The organism is Arthrobacter sp. BL-252-APC-1A (genome assembly GCF_009696625.1).
Taxonomy (GTDB): Bacteria; Actinomycetota; Actinomycetes; order Actinomycetales; family Micrococcaceae; genus Arthrobacter_B.
In genome coordinates this window covers 272,413-297,534 of the sequence record NZ_VULS01000003.1, presented here as the reverse complement: position 1 = coordinate 297,534, position 25,122 = coordinate 272,413, and the positions used below count along the sequence as shown (strand labels likewise).

General features: G+C 64.8%; 18 protein-coding genes. 13 read left to right on the top strand and 5 right to left on the bottom strand.

Annotated features, from left to right (window positions below; genetic code table 11):
- Window positions 1-109: 109 nt before the first annotated feature.
- From FYJ28_RS06545 to FYJ28_RS06530, 4 genes are all read right to left on the bottom strand, one after another.
- Window positions 110-1,048, bottom strand: coding sequence for a GIY-YIG nuclease family protein (locus FYJ28_RS06545; RefSeq protein WP_154578690.1), 939 nt, complete (start codon window positions 1,046-1,048; stop codon window positions 110-112).
- A 184-nt stretch (window positions 1,049-1,232) separates the two neighbouring features.
- A complete protein-coding gene (locus tag FYJ28_RS06540) occupies window positions 1,233-4,397 on the bottom strand; it encodes a helicase-related protein (protein WP_154578689.1) in 3,165 nt (1,054 codons plus the stop codon).
- Window positions 4,387-6,261, bottom strand: coding sequence for a phospholipase D family protein (locus tag FYJ28_RS06535; protein WP_154578688.1), 1,875 nt, complete (start codon window positions 6,259-6,261; stop codon window positions 4,387-4,389). Before FYJ28_RS06535 ends, FYJ28_RS06540 begins: the two co-directional genes overlap by 11 nt.
- The gene (locus FYJ28_RS06530; RefSeq protein WP_154578687.1) at window positions 6,254-7,474 is read right to left on the bottom strand and encodes a DUF6361 family protein; all 1,221 of its coding nucleotides are present in this window, start codon (window positions 7,472-7,474) and stop codon (window positions 6,254-6,256) included. The genes FYJ28_RS06535 and FYJ28_RS06530 overlap by 8 nt, the downstream gene beginning before the upstream one ends.
- 220 nt (window positions 7,475-7,694) lie before the next feature.
- Here FYJ28_RS06530 and FYJ28_RS06525 point away from each other — a divergent pair, with 220 nt between their 5' ends.
- The 7 genes from FYJ28_RS06525 to FYJ28_RS06495 all read left to right on the top strand — a co-directional run bounded on the left by FYJ28_RS06525 (window position 7,695) and on the right by FYJ28_RS06495 (window position 15,335).
- Complete coding sequence (locus FYJ28_RS06525; RefSeq protein WP_154578686.1) at window positions 7,695-8,405, top strand: GntR family transcriptional regulator; 711 nt, start codon at window positions 7,695-7,697, stop codon at window positions 8,403-8,405.
- Between the two features lie 50 nt (window positions 8,406-8,455).
- Window positions 8,456-9,448, top strand: a complete 993-nt coding sequence (locus tag FYJ28_RS06520) for an ABC transporter substrate-binding protein (RefSeq protein ID WP_154578685.1) — start codon at window positions 8,456-8,458, stop codon at window positions 9,446-9,448.
- A 22-nt stretch (window positions 9,449-9,470) separates the two neighbouring features.
- A complete protein-coding gene (locus tag FYJ28_RS06515) occupies window positions 9,471-10,697 on the top strand; it encodes an alpha-hydroxy acid oxidase (RefSeq protein ID WP_154578684.1) in 1,227 nt (408 codons plus the stop codon).
- A 101-nt stretch (window positions 10,698-10,798) separates the two neighbouring features.
- A complete protein-coding gene (locus tag FYJ28_RS06510) occupies window positions 10,799-11,305 on the top strand; it encodes a DinB family protein (RefSeq protein ID WP_326831557.1) in 507 nt (168 codons plus the stop codon).
- A 117-nt stretch (window positions 11,306-11,422) separates the two neighbouring features.
- Complete coding sequence (locus FYJ28_RS06505) at window positions 11,423-13,534, top strand: FAD-dependent oxidoreductase (protein ID WP_229780298.1); 2,112 nt, start codon at window positions 11,423-11,425, stop codon at window positions 13,532-13,534.
- 161 nt (window positions 13,535-13,695) lie between these two features.
- The gene (locus FYJ28_RS06500) at window positions 13,696-14,043 is read left to right on the top strand and encodes a variant leucine-rich repeat-containing protein (RefSeq protein WP_154578683.1); all 348 of its coding nucleotides are present in this window, start codon (window positions 13,696-13,698) and stop codon (window positions 14,041-14,043) included.
- 29 nt (window positions 14,044-14,072) lie between these two features.
- On the top strand, window positions 14,073-15,335 hold the full coding sequence (locus FYJ28_RS06495) for an arginine deiminase (RefSeq protein ID WP_154578682.1): 1,263 nt from the start codon (window positions 14,073-14,075) through the stop codon (window positions 15,333-15,335).
- A 59-nt stretch (window positions 15,336-15,394) separates the two neighbouring features.
- Here FYJ28_RS06495 and FYJ28_RS06490 read toward each other — a convergent pair whose 3' ends face one another.
- The gene (locus FYJ28_RS06490; protein ID WP_326831556.1) at window positions 15,395-16,507 is read right to left on the bottom strand and encodes an epoxide hydrolase family protein; all 1,113 of its coding nucleotides are present in this window, start codon (window positions 16,505-16,507) and stop codon (window positions 15,395-15,397) included.
- 252 nt (window positions 16,508-16,759) lie between these two features.
- Between FYJ28_RS06490 and FYJ28_RS06485 the strand changes: the two genes are divergently transcribed.
- From FYJ28_RS06485 to FYJ28_RS06460, 6 genes are all read left to right on the top strand, one after another.
- Complete coding sequence (locus tag FYJ28_RS06485) at window positions 16,760-17,782, top strand: iron-siderophore ABC transporter substrate-binding protein (protein WP_154578681.1); 1,023 nt, start codon at window positions 16,760-16,762, stop codon at window positions 17,780-17,782.
- Window positions 17,779-18,870 (top strand): FecCD family ABC transporter permease, encoded by a 1,092-nt coding sequence (locus FYJ28_RS06480; protein WP_326831555.1) that lies wholly within the window; start codon window positions 17,779-17,781, stop codon window positions 18,868-18,870. The genes FYJ28_RS06485 and FYJ28_RS06480 overlap by 4 nt, the downstream gene beginning before the upstream one ends.
- A complete protein-coding gene (locus tag FYJ28_RS06475) occupies window positions 18,867-19,952 on the top strand; it encodes a FecCD family ABC transporter permease (protein ID WP_442778575.1) in 1,086 nt (361 codons plus the stop codon). The genes FYJ28_RS06480 and FYJ28_RS06475 overlap by 4 nt, the downstream gene beginning before the upstream one ends.
- Window positions 19,949-20,752, top strand: coding sequence for an ABC transporter ATP-binding protein (locus FYJ28_RS06470; protein WP_055240058.1), 804 nt, complete (start codon window positions 19,949-19,951; stop codon window positions 20,750-20,752). Before FYJ28_RS06475 ends, FYJ28_RS06470 begins: the two co-directional genes overlap by 4 nt.
- A gap of 459 nt (window positions 20,753-21,211) precedes the next feature.
- Window positions 21,212-24,370 carry a glycoside hydrolase family 3 C-terminal domain-containing protein gene (locus tag FYJ28_RS06465; protein WP_195840614.1) on the top strand — a complete coding sequence of 1,053 codons (3,159 nt, stop codon included), beginning with the start codon at window positions 21,212-21,214 and terminating at the stop codon, window positions 24,368-24,370.
- A gap of 93 nt (window positions 24,371-24,463) precedes the next feature.
- On the top strand, window positions 24,464-25,063 hold the full coding sequence (locus FYJ28_RS06460; RefSeq protein ID WP_154578679.1) for a phosphatase PAP2 family protein: 600 nt from the start codon (window positions 24,464-24,466) through the stop codon (window positions 25,061-25,063).
- Window positions 25,064-25,122: the final 59 nt, after the last annotated feature.

Here is a 25,122-nt window from a genome sequence, read left to right as displayed (position 1 = left end):
TGGGCCAGGGCATCACCCCGGCTCACGACGAATGGCACTGCTCTCTAGAACCGGCGGTTAATAGCCCGGCCGGAAGGTCAGTGGCAGACACTGGCGGCTCGTCACCCAATCAAGGTTCCCGCCGATCTAGATCGATCTCCTGGTTCTGCCACTCCCCGTAGGCGAGCCCGGTAGATTGCAGCCTCCAAGCCGTGCGCCCGTTGGAGTTTCGGCGGGATACGATGGCCGATGCCGCAGACGGTGAAGCGAAGACCTGATTACGCGAAAACACAGCGATGGTTCCGTCAGCCGACGAAATCAGGGTGCCATCCTTGACAAGTTTTTCCCGAAGCCGTCTGTAGCCATCTTCTTCGACTCCGATCCAAGAGGCTCTGACAAGCGACCCCTCGAGCACCGTGAACTCACCATCGACTTCTTGAGCGGTCGCTACGATTCCGTACCTTTTGAGGCTCATTTCAAATAGCGGCGAGACAACGGGATGAGAGGAACTAGGTTCAGTCGGATTCGACGGTGTTACGGAGACTGTCGTATTCCGGAATAAGTTGACACCCAGGACCGGCAGGACAATTTTGGCTTGGGCGATGAAGTACTCCATGTCCGAGACGTACGACTCCGGAAGCGGCAACGGGGCCGGTGCAGTGCCGTTTATCAAGCGGGCGCGGTTGGCCTGCTGGGCCAAGGTGATGAGGCGAGATTCCAGGTAGCGGGCATGCGCCTTGGTTAGGTTTGCGTCCTTGCTCGTGAGAACAATGGCGCGGTCCCAGAAGTCTTTTCCGCCCTGTTCCTCCGCACGGGAATGTTGATACAGTCGCTTGCTGACATCGTCGCCTTCGCCGATATAGGCAAGCGAACCGCCCACGCTGTCCGGGTCATCGCCAAGCAGGAGATAGATTCCGGTTCGGCTGGCCTCAGGTCGCTTCAACAGTGTTCCGAGGTCGGAGCGCGGAGCGGCAACGATGTGTCCCGTCCAGTTCATAATTTCGGCCGTCAACAAACCACCAGGCGTGCCGTCGGCCAGGAATAGACGGACTGATTTGCCGGCACTCATCTGAATAATCCCCTTATAGACCTTCTACCGCGGCACATGAGACTGTGTCTGCGTTCGGTTCTATTGCTGCAGCCGCATTCCGTGAAGCAACTGTGTAGGCGTCTTACTTTACTAGGCCGCATGCGGCACGCCGCCGAATAAGGCGCTGAGTGGGATGGTCCAGTCCTGTGGACTGGGCTTAGGCCTACCGTGAAACCGTATCGGGCGCAGGAGCGTGTGCGCCTCGCGGGCGTAGATTCAGGGCCGGGACCTGGCTATTCTCCGGGACGAGACCCAGCAAATCATCCTGCCGCGCCTGGCCCAACGCCAGACGGTAGGTTGCAAGTCCGGAAAGCATCTGCTTCGTCCGTACAACGTCCCTGCTCAGGGGATGATCGAGTAACCGACGTTCTATCTTGTTGTCGCCACGGTGTATCCAATGAGGTGAGAACTCTTTGTATGCATTCTCAGACTCAGCGACGGACTGGGATGCCAGCCGAAAAACAGTTGCCCAGGGATTTTGGTTATTGGAACCGAAAACGGCATCTCCATGCTCCGCCGCTACATTTTTGCGCACGGCATGGCCAAGATAGCGGTGAACCCGTCCCTCCCGCTGCTCAAAATCAACCGGATTGGACGGCACGTTCCAATGCATCACTGAGTGTGACCACCAATGAAAATCGATGCCTTCCTGGCCGACTGAAGTTGACGCCAATACAAACGGCCAGAAGGGGCTGTTGAATGACCGGCGGACTTCCGGCATGCGGGCTGAATCGCCGTCCTCTGAGCGGGAGTTGCTGTAGCGGACTGCGAAGCGGACCCCCATTCGAAGGTCGTCGTGTGAGCTATCCGGATACTTCGCCTGCATGGGTGCGGGGCGCAGAGTGAGGGCACCACGGATGTCCTTCGCCAGCAGCATGAGCTGCTCGCCGGTGAGCTCACCCGGGGGCTGCTGACTCCGCAGCTGGAACACATATTCATCAAGCACGGACTGCAGGTTTCCTGCCTCGCAATACCTCAACACCCTCTGCCAAGGTTCACCATCCGGATACAGCCGGACCAGGAGTTCGGCCACATCAAGCCGGTTGAACAGAGAACGGAGGCCGGAAACGCCGATCAGAGCGGCTTGATAGACATCGCTCTGGTCCATTCCTTCGGGCGCTATGCGCAGAAGGGAGCGGTAAACGCAGTTGGCGGGCGAATTCGCCGACAGATCAGCAACCTCAGCATCCCAGCCCAGGAAACCTCCAGCCGCTACCTCAAGCATCCGGTCAACGTGCTGGAGGTAGGCAGTGTCCTCCCGTCCGCCGTCGTCAATCTTGCTGGAGTCAGCAGCGTCCTCGGAACCGGAGTCCCGCACGATGGCCTCGGCGATCTCTCGAAACTTCTTCGACACAGCATCCTTTTTGTCCCATGTCTTAGGGAAGCCACCCGGAACGCTGAAATAAGATGCCCAGGATCCTAGCCGCCCGGCATCGCCCTCCGGCGCTCCCGAGATTAGCTGAGCTGCCGCGGCAGTGCGTTCCCTGAGCTCCGTACCCGTCACGCGGCGGCTGGCTGACCTTGCAGCCGACAAGGGATCACCGGCTGAGCTGAGACCTACGTGGGGGACGAACAACGCCAGCGTCGACATCCGCTGCGGTTCCCCGTCTTTGACGGCATAGCGGAACCGGCCGCGGAACTTCCGTCGGGCTTCGGGAGAGTTTTCTCCGTGCTCGGACCCTTGGAGTATTTCCCGCTCCGCCTCATAGGAAAGCAGTGTGGTAATCGCTGTGGGGGCAGCATTCCAGGAAGTGAATATCAGCTGTTTTGTCACGGCGGCCTGCCCGGTGTAGGGGCCGGACGGTTCCAGATAGGGAAGCGACGGCGGAATCCACAGCAGCTGCCACCATTTCTGGCCGACAGTGTGGTCACGAATGGCGCGCAACTTCGCGCTGTCGGTCTCCAGCGGCTCGTACCGGCGGTATTTGTCCGGATCGATGGTGGCCAGCTTGGTGAGGAGCGGCTGCAGCTCTTCACGCTTTTGGGCAGTTTCACGACCGATTTTGTAGCCGCTGAGAAAGTGAGCGAAATATGGAATGGATTTCCAGTACTCCAGCACGTTGCCCGAACGTGTCGCCCGCGAGACCTCGGACAAGGACCGATAACTGGAGAGGTCTCCGGGCTTTACTTCGGTTGGTGCCATATCGATGACCTTGAGCATGTCGTCCCTGCCCAGCTGGGGCCGCTCGGTCCGGGACATAAACCGGAGCAGCGAGCGTTCTATCCGGTCAGTCACGTTCTCATCAACGGATTGACCGGTGAGCTGCCGGCGTCGCGTTTCGAAATCGGTAGTCAGACTGCCCAAGTAGCCTTCCTCGCCGCGGCTGAGGAAGTCCAACAATTGAAGGAAATCGGAGGAATGGTCATCCCCGTCGGTATCAGCGGCCGCGGTGTGAGCTTTGTACGGAGTTGCGGAGAGCAGAAGCAGCTTCGCGCCGTCGTACTCCAGGAACTGGCGGGCCAGTTCATTGGCCTCATCAATCTGGTCGTCGTCCGCGGGCGGCCGCAGCAGATCGCGGAAGCGCTGGAACTCGTCCAGAATGATCAGATCCGGTTCCAGGCAGTTCAGGCCAGCCCGCGCCAAGTCGGACCGCAAACCGCCAATGATGCTGTTCATGGATTTGCGCTGAACGTCCCGGTCAGCTGCCTCATTCAATAGTTCCCGCTTGAACGCCGGCAGGTTTCCGCTGGCAGAGGCCAGAGTTAGAAACTCCTCTGCGATCTGGGGCATGAACCCGTCCGGGTTCTTGGTCTTAATACGGCCGAGCTGCCATTCAAACGAACCGGTTCCGGCAGTAGCGCGCAGCAGTTCCACTGCATGTGTCCGGTTCTGCGGAGTGATGACGCTGAGCTGTTCCAGGAGCGCGAACAGCATGGCCCGTTCTGGGCGCTGCCCAGTGGTATTTGTGACCTTGAACGAGGTACCGGGAGTCAAGGAAATGAAATTGACCCGCTTATTCATGCCCTGGGCCGGCTCACCCTGCAGCAGGTCCAACTCTCCTGGGAGCATGGTCAGCCGTCCGGATTCGATGATGTCCGGCTGGCCGGTAACGTTCAGCCGAGCCAGGTTCTGTTTGGCCAGATCGGAATTGGAACAGACATAGACGACGTCGATGCGATCCACGCCTGAGGCGGTCCGGTCCAGTTCGGCGATGACTTTGGCGATGACGCCGCGGGCAACCATGCTTTTCCCGAGCCCTGTTTCATCGGCGACGAGAAACCGGTCTGCCGGCTGGATGTCGCGGTAAAGCCGGTGGAAAACATGGTCTACGGTGCGCCGCTGGAATCCCCGCAGGCTGTTCAGCGCCGGGAGCGGATCAAAGACCATGGGACATTTCCTTCACTTGCAGGGCTTCGACTGCAGCGGACCAGAGGGCTTGGAGCTGCAGTACCTCATCACTGTCCCCGTTCAGCTGCACCAGGCGTTGAATCACCGGTTCCAGATCGCTGAACACGTCCGGGGCATTGGGATTCTCCAGCGCAGTGATCAGAGCTTCGTACAGTCCGGCCGATGAACCTGTCTCATATCCTGAACGGAAATGCCAAGACAAGCCGGCAAGGCCTGAACCGGGTGGAGCGTCTTCCGGTGACAGGAAGAGGAGTAGGAACTGCCGCAGCTTGTCAGGGTTGTCCAGCTGCCGGGCAATGACCTCCTCCAGGCGGCCCTCCGGATCGGTGCGCAGAACACCCTGCACAACGGCCGTCGCGCTCAGCCCGGACTCTTTGTCGGTGAGACCCAGTACTAGATAGGGCGTCACATCTGCCAGCGGTACCTGTCGAAAAACCAAATTCGTGGCCGGGCGTTCGGAAGGCCCCAGGACCTCGAAGACCGGTGTGCGAAGCGTCACCAACCGGACGGTGGCACTGAACTGCGGCGGAGGCGTCCAATGGTGCTCCAAGCTGACCGCATACCGTCCGGATGTTTCAGCTCCCTGCTCCTCTACGGCATCAAGGACGAAGCTTCCAGCCGCTGCCCTTTGGAGCTCTGTCTCGAGCCGAAAACGAGTCTTGTCGTCCTCGCCGGGGCGCTGGCCGCCACCGCCCGCATAGTCCGTGAATGGGACGTCTTTGAGGCTGTTCAGGATTTCATCCACACCGATTCTGGATTTGAGTCCCTTCATCTCAACCAGGAACTCCACATTCTTGTTGAAGCCAGCATCGGTGGCATTGCTCGAGCCGAGAAGCACATGGGTCTGGAACCCATAGTCACAGAAGTAAGCCTTGGCGTGGAGCCCGGTAAGGTCACCCGCAGAGTTGGGAACCCCGTCGTCGCCCGTTTCAGGCGTGACTGTGTCGTCGAACGAGCGGAAGCGGATGCGTTTGTTCCCGATGACTTGAGAGGAGATCAGGTCCAACTGACCCGCACGGGAATACACATGGGCTTCTCCCGTGCGGGTATCGATGAAGCGACTGAGCAGGGTGTCGTCCAGGAACGGCGAGATGACCAGCTTCTTGTATCCGATGGTTTTCGCCGCAGCTGGGTCGGGATTCAGGCCCGTGGCGGTCTGCGGGTTGCGCAGGTAACTGACCAGGGACGAAGGCTCCGGCTCGGACTGAACACCGAGTGGACGGAACGATAGCGAGGAAATGTGCTCCGGCAACTCCCACTCAACCGTGGCGATTCGCTCAGCGAGGTCATTGATGCGGTTGACCCGTGTTTGATCCAGCGGCACGGAGGCCATGGGACTCAGCCTTGTGAGGAACTGCGACAGGGGAGTGTTGCCAGGCTGCGCAGATTCCGAGGGCGCACCATCGAGCCGGACCAGGAGATCCCAGCTGGTGTCCGGGGTGAGGTTGCGGCTGCTGCACAGGAACCGGTAGCGGCGTTCGCCGTCGTCGTCGTTTTGAAACTCCAGTACCCAGACCTTTGGGTGGAAGAGGCCGCCCCGCTTAGCGCTGACCTGGTGAATCATTGGCTCGAGCAGTGCCAGCAAGTCCGATGCATCCTGTGGAACCCGGATATTCCCGGCCTGGCAGAAGATGTCCACGCGGTCTGCGACTTTTCGGAGCGCGGTCAGAACTGCGACCGAATTCGTGAACTGCTCCCCGGACCCGGACACGAAACTCAGTGGGACGGCCAGAGCACTGGCCATGTCCAGAGTGAAGGTGGTGCCCACGGCATGAACCAACCGGAACCCGGCCGGCGGACGCAGCTGCTGAGTGAGAGCCTGCCTGTTCCCGGCATCAAGCATGTGGAAGTTCCTGTCTGCGGGCCAGCCCGTCGTGGATGTCGCGGATGGTCCGCCGGACCTGAGTCCAGCGGAATGTGAGGGCTGAGACTCGCTCCGGCGGGGCCCAGGCACGGAGGCGCTGCTGGTTGCGGAAGCGAGAGTTGGCTTTCTTCATGAGACGTTCTCGGTCCTCAACAGCCCGGCGCAGCGCGGAGTTGTCCGCTATGGGTGTCGAAAAGTCTTGAGCCGCAGCAGCGATGGCGCGGGCGAAGTCGAGGGTGCTGCTGCGGATCGCAGGGTTGACGGTCTGCACTCTTTCCAGGAAGGAGGCAGTGTCCCAGCCTTCGAGCAAGTGTCTCTTCGCAGCCCGCTCCATCTCCCAGGACTGCAGCAGCTCATCGGTAGCCTCTGTTGAGATGCCGCTGCCGGGAAGAGTCCTGGCAGCAAGTTCGGCCAGCAAATGCTGGTAGAGGATGTTGGCACCGTTGTGCACAAACGAAAAAAGTTCAGCGTCGCGAAGCCATTGGGCAGTGTGAGCGTCGGCAGTTCGGGCGGCCGGTTCCTCCCATGGACCATAGGTGTTGTCCGCGAGCGGAACCGGGGACATCACCAGATGTGCCAGCAGTGTCCCCCGACAGGAAGCGAGCAGGCGTTCCTGGAGCCATGATGCTTCGGCATGAGTGAGCGCTAGGCCGTGCTCTTCTGTACTGGGAAAGCCTTCGGGCGGCTTGGGCAGGGACTGGTCCCAGATCACCGTTGATTCGCTGCCGTTGGAGCTTTCCGAGCTGCGCCGGGCTGCGCACATGGCCTCGGCGACTCCTGCCCGGTCGATATCCGGGTGCACAATCTCATACCGGCGAAGTGCGGACCAGTAGGCCGCTGACGGAAGCTGGCGGACCTTATTGCCGGCCGAGCTGCCAATGAACCCGGTGGTGGAGATTTCGCCAAGCCTGTCGATCAGTGCGCGTTCGGACTTCTCTGCGCGGGACTTTAGGATTTCCGGTTGGGTTGTTCCCGCCGCGGCGGTCAGATAGGCCCATGGAACGAGCAGAAGGTAGCGGGCACCGGCGTGCAGGACTGAAGTTCCGGGGAAAAGGGTATTGCTGATGACATCCCGAATTTGCCCGATGCCCAGATCATCGATGGTCTCCGGCGTGGAAAAGAGTTTTACCAACTCCCGCATGCGGTTGTTTTCGTCAGTGTTGGCATCAAGCCAAGAAATGTGGGAAGTCATTGATCAAATCGTATTGGGTATGTGTCGCAGGCTTTCAGGCTACCTTGGTCGCCACCCCCGTTCCACAGACCTGCTAATCAGTGCTTATTGGACGTGTCGGTATATCGACTTCGAGGATTCGGTGTGCCACCCCCTTGGCGCCCCCATTCTTGCGCGCGCACAATAAGCCTCTTGTATCTCTGAGATATATCTGTAGCATCTCTGTTATGCAGGTCACACCATGACGCCCACCGACAACGTCCTCCCGCTGCCCACGGGAAACGCGAACCCCGCCAAAGACGCAACCCAATCCCAGCCGGAACGGATCCGCAGCATGATCCGCCGGCAGATCATCCGCGCCGAACTGCGGCCGGGACAGATCTTCACGGAGCCGGATCTTGCCCGCGAATACGGCGTCTCCAAGACCCCGGTCCGCGAAGCCCTGCAGATGCTCACCGTCGAAGGCCTGGTCAGTGTGCTGCCGCGCAAGGGCTACATGGTTCGCAGCCTCAGCTTCCACGACGTCCGCGAAGTCATGGACCTGCGGCTCATCCTTGAGCCCCCGCTGGTGGCCGCCGCAGCCCGCAATGTCACCGCCGAACTCGTGTCCGAACTCCGCGCCCGCATCGAAGACCAGTTCCGCGATGGAAACACCCTGGAAGAGCGGCTCTCCGCTGCCCGCGATTTCCACGTCGCCTGTGCCCATGCCTCCCGCAACACCCGCGCGGCAGCCATGGACCGCAGCCTCACCGACGAGGTCATGCGCTTCTACCACCTGATGCCCATGGCCCACGATCACTTCTCCTCCACAGAAGAACGCACCGCCCACGAAGCGATCTTCGACGCCGTCGCCACAGGCAACGCCGAAGCAGCGCAGCAGCTCATGCACGACCATCTGCTTGAAGCCAACGCCGCCATGATCCGCACCTTCTACAACGCAGGACCGCTCTAGCCCCGAACTCCTAACCCCCACCAGTACCCGCCCACCCGAAAGGCAACGCAATGAAGCGTTCACTCAGCACCCTCGGTACCGCCACCCTGCTCACCACCGGAATCTTCCTCACCTCCTGCGGCTCCGACGCCGGAACCGGCGACGGCGGGGGAGAAGGGCCGGTCAAGATCGGCATCTCCCAGCTCATGGACATTGAAGCCCTCGATGACACCCGCGAAGGCTTCATCAAGGGCATGAGCGAAAACGGCTACCCCGAAGGCGAGGGCGTGGAGTACGACTACCAGAACGCGCAGGGCGACCAGGCCACGGCCACCCAGATCGCTGCCGGCTTCGCGTCGTCGGACCTTGACCTGGTCTTCGCCATCGCCACCCCGGCAGCCCAGAGCGTGGCGCAGGCCGTCGGCAACATCCCCGTGGTCTTCTCTGCCGTCACCGAGCCGGTGGAAGCCGGGATCGTCGAATCATGGGACGCCCCCGGAGCCAACATCACCGGCACCAGCAATCTCGGCCCGGTGGAAGACCAGATCGCCCTGATCAAGGAACTCGCACCCGAAGCCAAGACCATCGGCGTCGTCTATTCCTCCGGTGAGGTGAACTCCCGCGTGCAGGTGGACCTGGCCCGGGAAGCCGCCGAAGAACTCGGTATGGAACTGAAGGAGGCCGCCATCTCCGCGACCTCCGAGGTGCAGCAGGCTGCCCAGTCCCTGGACGTGGACGCGCTCTACGTGCCGACGGACTCGCACGTGGTTGCCGCCATCGACAGTGTGGTGGAAGCCGCCGAAACGAAGCAGATTCCCCTCGTCGTCGGCGACAGTGCCTCCGTGGAAGCCGGCGGCGTCGCCACCTACGGGCTGGACTACGAACAGCTTGGCTACCAGACCGCGCTCATGGCCATCAAGATCCTCGAAGGCGAAGACCCGGCCGGCATGCCGGTGGAAAAGCAGACCGAATCCCTGCTGGTGCTCAACAAGTCCGCAGCGGCACGCATGGGCGTCACTCTCCCGCAGGACATGCTCGACGCCGCCGACACCGTCATTGACTGACCGCACCCTTTCGAAAGCAGCCATGAAGCGCCGAATTCCCCAGTACTCCGAACTCCGCGAACTCGTCCAGTTCAAGGCCTTCGACCCCGACAGGCGGCGCGCACGCCTCTCCAGGGCCAACACCATCGCGGACCTGCGGGACATCGCCAGGCGGCGGGTCCCGGCGGCGGCGTTCGAGTACGTGGACGGCGGTTCCTTCGCCGAGCATTCGCTGCGCCGGAACCGGGACGCGTTCGACGCTGTCGAATTCAACCCCCGGGTGCTGCGCGACGTTTCCACGGTGGACCTGCGCACCAAGATCGCCGGAGCGCACGCCGCAATGCCGGTGGGCATCGCGCCCACCGGGCTCACCCGGCTGATGCACGCCGAAGGTGAGGTCGCCGGGGCGCAGGCGGCGGCGTCGTTCGGAATTCCGTTCTCGCTCTCCACGATGGGCACGGTGTCCATCGAGGAGGTCGCTCGGGAAGTGCCCGACGCCGAGCGATGGTTCCAGCTCTACCTCTGGAAGGACCGCCCCCGGTCCCTGGACCTGATCCGCCGCGCGGAAGCTGCCGGGTTCGGGGCGCTGGTCGTCACCGTGGACACCCCGGTCTCCGGCGCCCGGCACCGCGACACCCGCAACGGCATGACGCTGCCGCCCACCCTCACGGCCAAGACCATGCTCGATGCCTCCTACCGGCCGGAATGGTGGTTCAACTTCCTGACCACCAAGCCGCTGGGCTTCGCCAACTTTGAGGGGGAGCGGACGTCGGTGGCCGAGCAGGTCAACACGATGTTCGATCCGTCGCTGAACCTGGATGACCTGGCCTGGCTGCGGGAGAACTGGTCCGGGAAGCTGATCGTGAAGGGCATCCAGTCAGCGTCCGACGCCGTCGACGTCCTGGCCCGCGGCGCGGACGCGCTGGTGGTTTCCAACCACGGGGGCCGGCAGCTGGACCGTGCGCCGGTTCCGTTGAAAGTCTTGCCGGAGATCCGCGCCGCCGTCGGGCCCGAAGCGCACCTGATCTTGGACTCCGGGATCATGTCCGGCGGGGACATCGTGGCGGCGCTGGCTGCCGGTGCGGACTTCACCCTGGTTGGCCGGGCGTACCTGTACGGGCTGATGGCCGGCGGGCGCCAGGGGGTGGACCGGGCGCTGGACATCCTGCGGACCGAGATGACTCTGGTGATGCAGCTGATCGGGGTCACCAGCGTGGCGGAGCTGGGCCCGGAGCATTTGCGGCAGCTCAGGGCTTCGCGAAGCACATAAGGCTCCGCGAAGTTCGCTGGACGCCGGCACACCATTGCTAGGCTGCGGAGGCAGCGTTCCGGCATCCTGCCGGGCCTGCCCCGACGCCGCCGGAGGACCACGTGCAAGAACCGGATAGCCAAGACACCTACTTTGCCCCCTTCGATACCCAGATCAGCACGTTCATCGAGCAGCACCGCAGCATGCTGGCCGCCAGACTGGACGGCCTCACGGAAGAAGAGGCCCGACGGCGGCTGGTCCCGTCCAAGACCACGTTGCTAGGGCTGGTCAAACATGCCGCCTTTGTGGAACGGGTCTGGTTTGGTGAAGCGGTCACCGGAGCATCGAGGGCCGAACTCGGTATTCCGAATACCCCCGATGAGTCCTTCGGCCTCCAGGAATCGGACACCATCGAGTCCGTTCTGGCGGACTACGCGTTGGCTGTAGGCCAATCCCGGCAGGCGGTTACCGGAATGGACGGCGACACCGTGCTCCCCGGCAACCGCCGGGGTCCGCTGCCGCTGCGCTGGGTCCAGCAGCACATGCTCCGCGAACTTGCCCAGCACTGCGGCCATGCGGACATTCTGCGGGAACTGGTTTTGGCCGCTCGGTCCCGGACGCAGGAGTAGGCACCCCGCCTACCCACGCGCTTCCCGCCGGCACCGCACGCATCTGTCGCACAGAACACATCCCTGCACCGGAGAATCCGTGTATACGGTGTAAATAAGACGACTAAAATTCGAACCATGAGCACCAAAACGTTCCCGCACCTGATGGCCACCGGCCGTATTGGTCCGATGGAAACCCCCAACCGCATCGTCCTGCCCGCCATGGATATGAACGTCTCCGAGCACGGCGAGATCGAGCAGACCGAGATCGACCACTACGTGGCCCGCGCCAAAGGGGGCGCAGGCCTGATCATCACCGGAGCCTGCGCCATTGCCTTCCCCTACGGCGCGGCATCCATGAAGGAGCCGGGCCTCTCGGATGACAAGTACATTCCCGGTCTGAAAGCCCTCGCCGACGCCATCCACGCAGCCGGCAGCAAGCTCTGCATCCAGTCCACGCACCACGGCAAAGTCGCCCGCGTGGACGTCGCCAATGACCGGCCCGTCCTCGCACCGAACCCGCAGGACTACACGTACGACATGTCCGCCCTGGCAGACAGCACGCGCGAAGAACTCGGCAAGATGGGCGCCGCCACCGCCGGCAAGCAGACGTCCTACAAGGAGATGACCCAGGAGGACATCAACTGGCTGATTGAGACCTGGGCCGACGCCGCCGAACGCATCGCCAAGGCCGGAGCCGACGCCATTGAGATCCACGCCGCCCACGGCTACATCCTGGGTGTCTTCCTCAATCAGCGGGACAACAAGCGGACCGACGCCTACGGCGGCTCCCTCGCCAACCGCGCCCGTCTGGCCTGCGAGGTCATCGCCGCCGTCAAGGCACGCGTGGGGGACAAGCTGGCCATCCTGGTCCGCGTCGCCGGTGAAGAATACGGCCAGGAAGGCGGTCTCACCCTCCCCGAAGCCATCGAGGCCTCCAAGCTGTTCGAAGAAGCCGGAGCTGATGCCATCCACGTCACCGGCTGGGGGCGCAACCCGTTCGACAACTTCACCGACGGCCCGCTGCCCAACAAGGTGGGCGCCTACCTGGAGAACGCCGCCGCGATCAAGCAAGCGGTGAATGTCCCCGTGATCGCCGTCGGCCGTATGCTCCCGGAGATCTCCGAAAAGGCCATCGCCGCAGGCCAGATCGACTACGCCGCCATGGGCCGCCAGCTGCTCGCCGACCCTGAACTGCCCAACAAGCTCCGCGAAGGCCGCTTCGCCGAAGTCCGCCCCTGCATCAACTGCTACCTCTGCGTCGCGGAGAACTTCTTCGACGACACCCCGTTCTGCGCCGTCAATCCGGCCCTGGGCAACGAAGCCGTGCTTCCGCTGAAGCCCGCGTCGGCGGCCAAGCACGTCGTCGTCGTCGGCGCCGGCCCCGCAGGCCTGGAAAGCGCGCGCGTCCTCACCGAACGCGGCCACCGCGTCACCGTGATCGACAAGTCCGACCGCCTCGGCGGCACCATGTGGTTCTCCACCATGACGACGCCGGACAACGAGCGCCTGCTGCGCTGGTTCAAGGCCGAAATCAAACGGCTGCGCATCGCCGTCAAACTGAACACCCCAGCCACTATCGAAACCATCCGCGCGCTGAACCCGGACCACGTCATCGTCGCCACCGGCGCCGTCCGGCCCAAGCCCGACTTCCCGGGCGGCGACCTGCCGATCGTCCAGACCGGCGACACCCTGCGCGCCATGATGCTCGGCACCGCCACAGCCGAGGAAGCCGGCGCCGTACTGAGCACCCTGGGCAAGATGGGCCGGCTCTCCGGCGTGACCAAGAGCCCCGAGTTCGTCCGCCAGTTCACCAAGTTCTGGCTGCCCATGGGCAAGGACGTGGTGGTCATCGGCGGCTCCCTCGTGGGCCTGGAGCTCGCCGAGTTCCTCGCCGAACGCGGACGCCGCGTCACCCTGCTGCACGAAAAGCAGCAGCTCGGCCTGCCGCTGGCCATGCCGCGCCGCTGGACCGCCGTCAGCGACGCCAAGAAGCACGGCGTCCAGATTCACCGCAACGCAACCATCACCCGGATCACCGAGAAGTCCGTGGAATGGACGGTAGGGGAAGAGTCCTTCTCCGCACCCGCCGCCATGGTGGTCTACGCCGACGGCACGACGTCGGCAGCCCCCCTCGCGGACGAGCTGCGGGATGCGGGCATCCCCTGCGACGTCGTCGGTGACGCTGGCGCGGTCAACTACATCCACGGCGCCATCCATTCATCGTGGAAGGTGACCACCGAGCTCTAGGACTTCCGCGCTGCTGCCGGGCCGTCCCCTCGAAGGGGCGGCCCGGCATTTTCTTGTCTGGCAAGCCCCGGTCCCGCGGTCGCTGGAAACGCCCCGCCGATTCGGAGACCACGGCTCCTTCTGCAAGGATGTTCATAAGGCTACTTACAAAGGAGCATCCCGTGCACGAAGACATGCAGGAACATCACGCTGAGGACACCACCCCGTCCACCCGCCGGACAGCTCCGCTGATGAACGTCCCGGCGTCAGGCATCGTCAATGGGGGAGCCTCGGCCAGCCGGCCAAGGGATGTGGATCCCGCTGAGGTTGCCGTCTTGGCAGAAGCAGAGGATCCCGGAACCGCTCCGCAGCGCCTGCAGGAACTTGCCGCCGAGCAGCCAATCGCACGTCCCGCCGTCGCCGCCAATCCGGCCGCCGGACCCGAACTGCTGACCTGGCTGCGCAAGCTGGACGACCCTGCCGTCAACGAAGCGCTCCGCCGCCGGGCGCAGGCGGAACCGGGACAGTAGGTCCGGCTTCACAACTCAAGGAGAACCCCATGCTTTCCCCAACCGCCGCAGGCACGGCCGCGTCCTACGGCGTCCACTCTGAGGTGGGCAAGCTGCGCAAGGTCCTGGTCTGCGCACCGGGCCTGGCCCACGAACGCCTGACCCCCACCAACCGTGAAGACCTGCTGTTCGACGACGTTCTGTGGGTGGAGAACGCTCAGCGCGACCACGCGGACTTCGTGGCCAAGCTGACCAGCCGCGGCGTCGACGTCGTCGAACTCCACGACCTGCTCGGCCAGACCATGGACCTGCCCGACGGGCGGACCTGGCTGCTGGACCGCAAAATCATCGCCAACCGCGTGGGCCTGGGTCTGGTCACCGGCACCCGCGCTTTCCTGGACTCACTCTCCGGACCGGAACTGGCGCGGTACCTCATTGGTGGCCTGACGACGTCGGACCTTCCCTCGGATTACCGCAGCGGTTACGTCGGTCTTATCCGGGAATCCCAGGGCCGGCCCGAGTACCTGCTGCCGCCGCTGCCCAACACCCTCTACACCCGGGACACCACCTGCTGGATTGGCTCCGGACTGACCCTGAACCCGCTGTACTGGCCGGCCCGGCATGACGAGACCCTGCTGATGCAGGCCATCTACCGGTTCCACCCGGACTACACCGGATCAAAGATCTGGTGGGGCGATGCCGAACAGGACTGGAGCCAGGCCACCCTGGAAGGCGGCGACGTCATGCCCGTAGGCAACGGCACCGTGCTGCTCGGCATGGGAGAGCGGACCTCCCGGCAGGCCATCACCCAGCTGGCGCAGGCACTCTTCGCGGACGAGGCAGCGGACCGGATCGTGGTCGCCGGGATGCCGAAACTGCGCGCCGCGATGCACCTGGATACCGTGTTCACCTTCGCTGACCGGGACCTGGCTACTATCCATCCGGCCATCGTGGACGGCATCCACCCGTTCACCATCCACCCCTCGGACAAGGATCCCGGCCTCGAAATCCGGGACGAGCGGGACCGCCGCTTCGTGGATGTGGTGGCCGAAGCCATGGGCTACAAGCAGCTGCGCCTGGTGGAGACCGCCGGGGATTACCACGCCACCGAACGCCAGCAGTGGGACAGTGCAAACAATGCCGTCGCCGTGGAGCCGGGAGTGGTGTTCACCTACGACCGCAACACCCAGACCAACGCGGCGCTGCGGAACGCCGGCGTCGAGGTGGTTCCCATTGTCGGAGCCGAGCTGGGCCGCGGCCGCGGCGGCGGGCACTGCATGACCTGTCCGATCATCCGGGACGGGATCGAGTGACGTCTCTAGCTTGAGCGATGCAGCCCGGTATCCGGTGGCAGGAACGGTGCAGCACGCGCTTACCCGAACCCCAGCTTCACCGCCGCCCGCACACCCTCCAGATAGTCGGACGGCCGCTCCCACGCAGCGAAGTGCCCGCCGCTCTGGAACTCCATCCACTCGGCAACCTTGAAGTACCGCTCGGCGAACTGCCGCGGCGCATTCACCAGGTCCTTCGGGAACAGTGTGAACACGGTCGGCGTCTCGATGCGCGGCCAGCCCGTTGGACGGCCCGCCGCATACGGAGCGAACGAGGTCCCGATGGACCCGGTGAACCAGTACGCACTGATCCACGTCAGTGCCTCATCCAGGCTGAACGCATTCGTCAGCGTTCCGTCCGAATCCGTCCAGCGGACCAGCTTCTCGCCGATCCACGCCGCCAGCCCGGCCGGTGAATCCCCAAGCCCCGCCGCCAGCGTCACCGGACGCGTGGACTGCTCGTGCGCATATCCGCCCTCAGCCCCCTGCCAGCGCCGGGCCCGCTGCTGGTACTCCCGCTCGGCGTCGTCCATGTCCTGCGGCGGTGCGAGGTTGACGTGGTACTGGGACACATCGGTCAGGTGCAGCGCCGTCACGACGTCGGGATGCCGCACCGCCAGCGCCTCAGCCACATCCGAGCCAACATCCCCGGCGGACACCACGTACCGGGCGAACCCGAACTCAGACATCGCCGAAGCAACCGCATCGGCCATCTCCACCGTGGACATCCCGCCCGCCGGCACCGGTGCGGCAAACGGATACCCGGGCAGCGCCGGCGCCACATAGGTCAGGTCCGTCAGCAGTGGAAAAAGCCGCTGGAACCGCAGGACAGAATCCGGCCAGCCGTGCAGCAGCAGCACTACGGGCGACGACGGCGAGCCGTAGGCAGCTTCCGCCCGGGACACGACGGCGCGCACCGGCATAGTGGACAGCTCCGTCTGCTCCCACTGCAGCGCCGAAATCCATGCCTCCTGCGCGGGCCAGTCGAACCCGGTCCGCCAGTGCTCGACCAGCTCGGCGAGCTGCTCCCCGCCGAACCCGAGGGAGTCACGGCTGCGGTTGAAGAGCCGGGGTTCGGGCACCGGCCGGAACCGGGCCAGGCGTTCGGCAAGGTCTTCCAGCGCAGCGGGAGGAACGGGTTCATACGGATTCACGGCAGCTCCTGACGGGGTTGGTGTCCGGAAACTATAGACCGGGCGCTGACAAAATTCCGAGGGAGCCCGCTCCCGGAACCCGCTTGTCCGCTAATTAGGACATCTTTCTGTCACCAAATTTCCCACCAACCGTAGAAGTAGCTTAGGGTTACCTTGGTTAGCCTGCCCTAAGTACGTATCCGGAGCGTCGCAGGAAGGCTTCCGCCGGCCCCAATCGGGGCCGGCCCGAACCTGCACCAAAGGAAACGACTCTTGCGCTCCTCCAAACTCGCTGCGCTCTCAGCCGCCGCCCTGCTCACCGCATCCCTCGCCGCCTGCTCCTCCACACCGGCCGAAAGTCAGGCCGCACCCGAAGGCGACTGGGAAACCATCACCATTGAACACGCCCTGGGCACCGCCGTCATCGACGAAAAGCCGGAACGCGTGGCCACGGTCAACTGGGCCAACCACGAAGTTCCGCTGGCCCTGGGTGTTGTGCCCGTGGGCATGGCCGCCGCGAACTTCGGCGACGACGACGGCGACGGCATCCTCCCGTGGGTCGAGGAAAAGCTCGAGGAACTCGGCGGCGAAGCGCCGGTGCTGTTCGACGAGAACGACGGCATCGACTTCGAAGCCGTAGCCGACACCCAGCCGGACGTCATCCTGGCCGCCTACTCCGGCCTGACCCAGGAGGACTACGACACCCTGAGTGAAATCGCCCCCGTGGTTGCCTACCCGGAAACCGCCTGGGGCACCTCCTGGCGCGAAATGGTCGAGTACAACTCCACCGCCCTGGGCCTGGCCGAGGAAGGCGAGCAGCTGGTCGCTGCCCTGGAGCAGGAAATGACCGACGCCGCCGCCAAGTTCCCGTCCTTGGCCGGCAAGTCCGCCATGTTCATGACCCACGTGGACACCACGGACCTCAGCGAAGTCAGCTTCTACACCACGCACGACCCGCGCACCCTCTTCTTCGAGGACCTGGGCATGAGCGTGGCAGACAGCATCGCCAAGGCCTCCGCCGAGACCGAGAAGTTCTCCCTCACGCAGAGCGCCGAGCAGGCCGATGCCTTCAGCGACGTGGACATCATCGTCACCTACGGCGGCGAGGAACTGATCACCGCACTCGAATCCGATCCGCTGCTCTCCCAGATCCCCGCCGTCGCCAACGGCGCAATCGTCACCCTGCCCGGTGACAACCCGCTGGGCACCGCAGCCAACCCCACCCCGCTGGCGATCAGCTGGGTGCTGAACGATTACCTGACCGTGCTCGCAGAAGCAGCCGACGCCGCCAAGTGACACACCCTTCCCGCCCGGCTGCCCCGGACGCCGCCCCCGCACCCGAAAACCAGGACTCACCGGAGTCCCTGGCTTCCGGAACTGCAGCACGGCGCCCGGGGCGGCTGCGCGCCCTCTGGCTCGCCGCCGCCGTCGTACTCCTGGGCCTGCTGATGCTGGCCTCCGTCACGGTGGGGGCGCGCGACGTCGACTGGGCGGACATTGTTGCCGCACTGGGCGGCTCGGCAGACGGCTTCAGCGAGGCCGCCGTGGCCAAACGCATTCCCCGCACCCTGCTGGCTGTGCTCGCCGGTGCAGCGCTGGGCGTCGCCGGAGCCGTGATGCAGGGCGTCACCCGCAATCCGCTGGCCGACCCGGGCATCCTGGGCGTGAACATGGGTGCCTCCCTCGCCGTCGTGGTGGGCATGGCTTTCTTCGGCCTGACCGCCGCCAACAGCTTTGTCTGGGCCGCGATCCTGGGTGCCGGAATCACCGCTCTGTTCGTCTACGCGGTGGGCTCGCTGGGCCGCGGCGGCGCCACCCCGCTGAAACTCGCCCTGGCCGGCACCGCGATCTCCGCGGCGCTGGCATCCTTTATCTCCGCCGTTGTGCTGCCGCGGAACGACCTTGCCGGGGGAGTGCGGTCCTGGCAGATCGGCGGCGTGGGCGGCGGCTCCTTCGACGCGATTGGGCAGGTGCTGCCGTTCCTCGCCGTCGGGTTCCTGGTCTGCCTGGTCACCGCCCGGTCCCTGAACTCCCTGGCGCTGGGCGATGAACTGGCCGCCGGCCTCGGCGAACGCGTAGCCCTGGCCCGCGGCACCGCCGCCCTGGGCGCCGTGCTGCTCTGCGGCGCCTCCACTGCGGTGACCGGACCCATCGCCTTCGTCGGCCTGATGGTGCCGCACGCCTGCCGGCTGCTCACCGGCGTTGACCACCGCTGGCTGCTGCCCTTCTCCGCCGTCGCCGGGGCCGCCCTGGTCACCGCCGCGGATGTACTGGGCCGAATCATCGCCCGTCCGGCGGAAATCGACGTCGGCATTATTACCGCGCTGATCGGCGCCCCGTTCTTCATCTGGATTGTCCGCCGGCAGAAAGTCCGAGCCCTGTGAACGTCTCCTCCTCCACAGCCCCGGACGCGGCCCCGGATCTGTCCGCCGGCAACAGCGCGACCATCGCCGCCGTCGTCCGCGGCCGCCGGAACCGCGGCCTCCGCCTGCGCACCGTCGTGACCGTCCTGACCATTCTGATCCTGGCGGTCTTTGCACTCAGCGTGATGGCCGGACGCACGTTCTACCCGCTCGGCGACGTGCTGCGGGTGGTTTTCGGTGAGGATGTGCCCGGCGCCTCCTTCGCCGTCGGGCGCCTGCGCCTGCCCCGCGCGGCACTGGCCGTGCTCGCCGGCGCCAGCTTCGGCCTGGCCGGCGTCGCGTTCCAGACCATGCTGCGCAACCCGCTGGCCAGCCCGGACATCATCGGCATCAGCTCCGGCGCCGGTGCCGGTGCCGCCTTTGCAATCGTGGGGCTGGGCCTGGGCGGAGCATCGGTGTCCCTGTTTGCGATCACCGCCGGGCTCGCCGTCGCGCTGGTCGTCTACGCCCTGTCTTACAAGGCCGGCGTCGCGGACACCCGGCTGATCCTGGTGGGCATCGGCATCGCCGCGATGCTCGAATCCGTCACCGCGTACATCCTGAACCAGGCGCCGGACTGGGAACTGCAGGAAGCCATGCGCTGGCTCACCGGCAGCCTCAACGGCGCCTCGTGGAACCAGGCCCTGCCCGTCCTCGCCGCACTGCTGGTCTGCGGCCCCGTGCTGCTGAGCCAGGCCCGCAACCTCGGCGCCACCCGGCTGGGCGATGACACCGCCTCCGCCCTCGGCGTGCGCGTGGGCCGCACCCGGCTGGTCATCATCGTCGCCGCGGTGCTGCTCATCTCCTTCGCGACGGCAGCCACCGGACCCATCGCGTTCGTCGCCTTCCTCGCCGGGCCGATCGCCGCCCGGCTGGTAGGCCCCGGCCCGTCGCTGCTGGTCCCCGCCGCCCTGGTAGGCGCGCTGCTGGTCCTGGTGGCCGACTTCTGCGGACAGTACGCCTTCGGCACCCGCTTCCCGGTGGGAGTGGTGACCGGCGTGCTCGGCGCCCCCTACCTCGTTTACCTCATTGTCCGCGTCAACCGCGCAGGAGCCTCACTGTGACCGCTGCCCACACCCTCGCCGTCGAAGGCCTCACGCTGGGCTACGGAGACCGCACGGTCATCGAGTCCCTGGACCTGCTGGTTCCGCCGGGCCAGGTCACCGCCGTCATCGGCGCCAACGCGTGCGGCAAGTCCACGCTGCTGCGCTCAATGTCCCGGCTCCTCGCGCCGAAGAAAGGCCACGTGCTGCTGGACGGCAAAGAGGTCCACCGGATGCCTCCCAAACAGCTGGCCCGCACGCTGGGCCTCCTGCCGCAGTCCCCAGTGGCGCCCGAAGGCATCACGGTTGCGGACCTGGTGGGCCGCGGCCGGCATCCGCACCAGCGGCTCCTGGCCCGGTGGAACGCGGAGGACGACGCCGCCGTCGCCGCCGCGCTGGACGCCACCGAGACGGCGGGGCTGGCCGAGCGCTCCGTGGACGAGCTCTCCGGCGGGCAGCGCCAGCGCGTCTGGATCGCCATGGCCCTGGCCCAGCAGACGGACCTGCTGCTGCTCGACGAGCCCACCACGTTCCTGGACGTCAGCCACCAGGTGGAAGTCCTGGACCTGCTCACCGACCTGAACCGCAGCCGCGGCACCACGATCGTGATGGTGCTTCACGACCTGAACCTGGCCGGCCGCTACGCGGACCATCTGGTGGCCATGGCCGACGGAAAGATCCTCGCCGCCGGTACCCCTGCCGAAGTACTCACTGAGGACAACGTCCGGGCGGTCTACGGGCTGGAGAACCGGGTCATCACCGACCCTGCCTCCGGCAAGCCGCTGGTGCTGCCGCTGGGACGGCACCACGTGGTTGGCTGACACGTATTGGGGGCAATCCGCGGTGCGCCGCGGGTAAATACCCCTCTACCCTTGCGGATGGTTTAGGAAGGGAAGTGCCGCCGGGAGTACCCGGTACAAGCGCGTAGTTTGTGCTATTGAAGGCTTCCGGGCATACATCTAGGCTCCGTTCCACTAGTAGTTCGCACCCCAAACTTCCTGGCCAGGCATTCAAAGAATGCTGTTCAGGAAACCGGTAAACCCGGTAAATCTCACTGCCCTCATTCCGGCGTCCAGTCTCAGCGCCGCGCGCTCAAACCCCTGCATACGGTGATGCGTGAATGGTCACGCACGCCGAATCACTGAGGAGCTTGTATGTTCACTCGAAAACGGCGCATCAGCACTCGAAGGCCGCGTAATGCGCGCCGGTACGGGCTGGTGGCCTTTCTAGGCTTGTTCGCGGCAACCGGATTTCTTCCGTCTGCGGTAGGTGATGATGCTGTGATTCAGGCGGATCCTGAATACACAGTGCAGCCGCCGCCGTTCAGCGACATAGCTAACGATCCGTTTCAAACGGAGATTGAATTCATCGCCGCGAACGGAATCGCCACCGGTTTCCCCGACGGGACCTACCGCCCGCTGGCAACGGTTGCCCGTGATGCGATGGCGGCGTTTATCTACCGGCTGGCCGGACAACCCTATTTCGAGCCGCCGGCCACCTCCCCGTTTACGGACATCACCCCGGAGATCCAGTTCTACAAGGAAATCACCTGGCTCGCGTCAACCGGCATTACCACCGGCTACCCGGACGGAACCTTCCGCCCGCTTGAACCAGTCGCCCGCGACGCCATGGCGGCGTTCATGAACCGGTTCAGCGGCGGCTACTGCAGCGTTGCCGCGACCCTGGAGTTCCCCGATCCCACCACTGCGCCCTTCACCGACGTTCCATTAACCCTCCAGTTCGCTGAGGAGATTGCGTGGATGAAGGAATCCGGCATCTCCACGGGCTGGCCCGACGGAACTTACCGTCCGTTCCTCCCGGTTGCCCGTGACGCGATGGCAGCATTTATGACCAGGCTGGATGCCTACAACGGGCGGGAAGGCGGCTGCACCCCTCCGGTGCCGGCAGGCAACCCCTGGCTGGGCAGCGACGAGGACGCCATGACCCGCGCACAGTGGGCCACGGCGGCCATGAACCTGGGGCAAAAAGTCACCTACCTGATCCAGTCCGGCGGACCCGGTGTTCCGGAGTTCGGGCTGCCGGGCATCCGGGGCAAGGACGGCTGCTGCGGCCTTGCACTGGACACCGGTCCGTCCACCGGTCTGCCGGTCGGTGTAGGCCTTGCCTCCACATTCGATGCGGAGCTGGCCCGCGCCTACGGTGCCGTGGGCGGGGAGGAAGCCCGCGCAACCGGCTTCAACTCAATCGCCGGACCCACCATGGACCTGGTCCGGACGCCCTATAACGGCAGGATGTGGGAAGACCTCGGTGAGGACCCAATGCTCAGCGGAGACACTGCGGCGGCCCAGGTTATTGGTGAACAGGGAGCTGACGTCATTGCCCTGCCCAAGCACTACAACCTGAACAACTTTGAATCACGCCGCGGAGACGTCAACGTTCGCATCGATGAGCGCCCGCTCCTGGAGACCTACACCCGCCCGTGGGAGAACGTCGTGGAAAACGGCAACGCCGGCTCCGTCATGTGCGCGTTCAACAAAGTTAACTCCGAGTATTCGTGCGGCAACGACCTGCTGCTGAACCAGATCCTGAAAGGACGCCTGGGATTCCAGGGTTTCGTGAGTTCTGACTTCAACGCCGCGCATGCATTCTCCGACTATGCCAACGGCCTGGACGTTGCAGGGCCCGGGACCGAGTTCTCCGGGCCGGCGCTGCAGCAGGCCGTGCTGAACAACCAGGTTTCGGAACTGCGCCTGACTGACGCGGCCCGCCGGGTGGCTTTCGCCATGTTCGATAACGGCATCATCGACAACCCGCCGGAGGGCTCCTTCGAGACCCCGCAGCCAACGGACATTTCGATTCCGGAAAACATGCTGGACGCCCACGATGCGGTCGCAGAGCAAGTGGCGGAGAACTCTGCGGTGCTGCTCAAGAACAGCGACGGCACGCTGCCGCTGGTCCAGGCTGACACCTCCTCGATAGCCGTCATTGGTGCCGACGCCGACTGGTACATTGACGGCGGCGGTTCGGGCGCCGTCCCGAATCCGGCCCGGCTGACCACCATCCTGGACGGCATTACGGCCCGGGCTACGGGCGCCACCATCAGCCAGTCCGCCGGTACAGACCCGGTGTCACTGGCCGACACCATCCCGGGCCCATTCCCGATGCCCAGTGATGTGCTGACCAACGTCAACGCCGAGTATCGGCTGGGCATCAACAACTTCACCGGCGATCCCACGCTGGCACGAACGGAGCCGCAGGTAAACCTGCGGACCGGGATTTCGGCGGACGTGATCAACACGTCGCAGGTTCCCGGAATCGGCGGGCTGCTCGCTACCCAGCCGATGTCCGCAGCCTGGACCGGCACCATTGTGCCGCCGTCCACGGGCACCTACACCCTGACCCTTACCCATCTGGGCACGGCACGGCTGTATGTGAACGGGGCCGAGGTCCTCAACGAAGCTGCGGATGATCTCGGTACAAATCAGGTGACGGTGGACCTGACAGTTGGAACCCCGGTGCCGGTTCGGGTGGAGTACACCACCGACGCGCCGGACCAGTTCAACGGTGGACTCAATGACCAGCCTGGTGCAATGGCCCGGTTGGGATGGATCCCGCCGGAGGGCGTCACAGCCCCGAGCATCACGGCGGCCGCGCAGGCAGCCGCAGCTGCCGACGTCGCCGTCGTGGTTGCCCGCGACTACACCGGTGAGGGCGCCGACCGGGGTTCCCTGGCGCTGCCGCAGAACCAGGACGCCCTGATCAGCGCCGTGGCGGAAGCGAATCCACGGACCGTCGTGGTGATGGCCACCAGCGGTCCGGTGACCATGCCCTGGATCGAGGACGTGCCTTCGGTCCTGCAGACCTGGTACGCCGGACAGGCGCAGGGACGCGCAGTCGCCTCGCTCCTGTACGGGGATGTCAACCCGTCCGGGAAGCTGCCCGTCACCTTCCCGGTCAGCGACGAGCAGGCGACGACAGTGGGACCGCCGAACCCGTTCAGCATCTTCGACGTCGTTAGCCCGGTAGTCAACTACACCGAGGGAGTCTTTGTTGGCTACAAGGCCTACACCACAGAGGGTGCGGTTCCGCTGTTCCCGTTCGGGCACGGCCTGTCCTACACCAGCTTCGGCTACGGGAACCTCTCGGTGCCGGCAGAGCTCGACGCCGCGAACCCCAGCGGCAACGTGGCGGTGCAGGTATCCAACCTCGGCACCCGCACCGGAAAGGAAACGGTCCAGGTGTACGTGGGCAACCTGCCCGGCGAAGAACCCACACCAGCACGCCAGCTGGCCGGCTACGGCAGCATCACCCTTCCACCGGGAGGGGTGGGGACAGTGAACATCACGCTGGATCCGAGGTCGCTGCAGTACTGGGACGACGAAGCGGATGAATTCGTCACTCCTACCGGACCGCTTGCCATCTATGTAGGGAGCTCCGTCTCTGACACCCGGCTCATTGGGCAGGTGACCGTGCAGTAGCCGGACTAAAAAGCATGTGGAGCCCGGGAGTCCTCCCGGGCTCCACGCGTGTCAGGGAACCTGTCAGCAGGCGCCCGGACCTAGACTCATCTGATGCCCGAAACGCCGCTGTCCACCCGAACACCCCCTCCCGCCGTCGCCGGCGTCGTCACGGAAATCTTCGCTCCCGCCGTCCTGGTCGGCGTTCTCCTGCTGCTGCAGCCCGTGCTGACGCCCGGAGTGACCTGGCTGCACGGGATAGTGGCGGCAGTGTTTACTGTCGGGCTGCCCTTCGCCGGGATCCTGTGGCTGAAGCGGCGCGGCTCCGTCACGGACCACCACATCGGCGTGCGCTCGCAGCGGGCACCGGTCCTGCTGGGCGCCGTCGTGTCCCTGGCTGTGGGTGCGCTGCTGCTGGCTTTCCTGGCTGCTCCGGCTGCCCTGTTCGGCGAGATCGGCGGTGTATTCATCGGTTTGGTCCTCTGCCTGGTGGCCAATCTTTTCTGGAAACTTTCGGTGCACTCCGCCGTTGCAGCCTATGTGGGACTGGCACTGCTCGCGCCGATCCCGGCGCTGGGACCGGCGCTGGCGCTTCTGCTCGCCTCAGCAACGGGCTGGTCCCGCATACAACTCGGCGCGCACACACCAACACAGGTCCTGGCCGGCCACGCCGCCGGCTGCATTGCGTTCGCCGCCGCGCTGCTGCTTCCCTGAATGCATTCTTTTTTGCTGGCGCAAATGTGGGATAGGGTCGCAGGGTTCAGTCTCTGGCC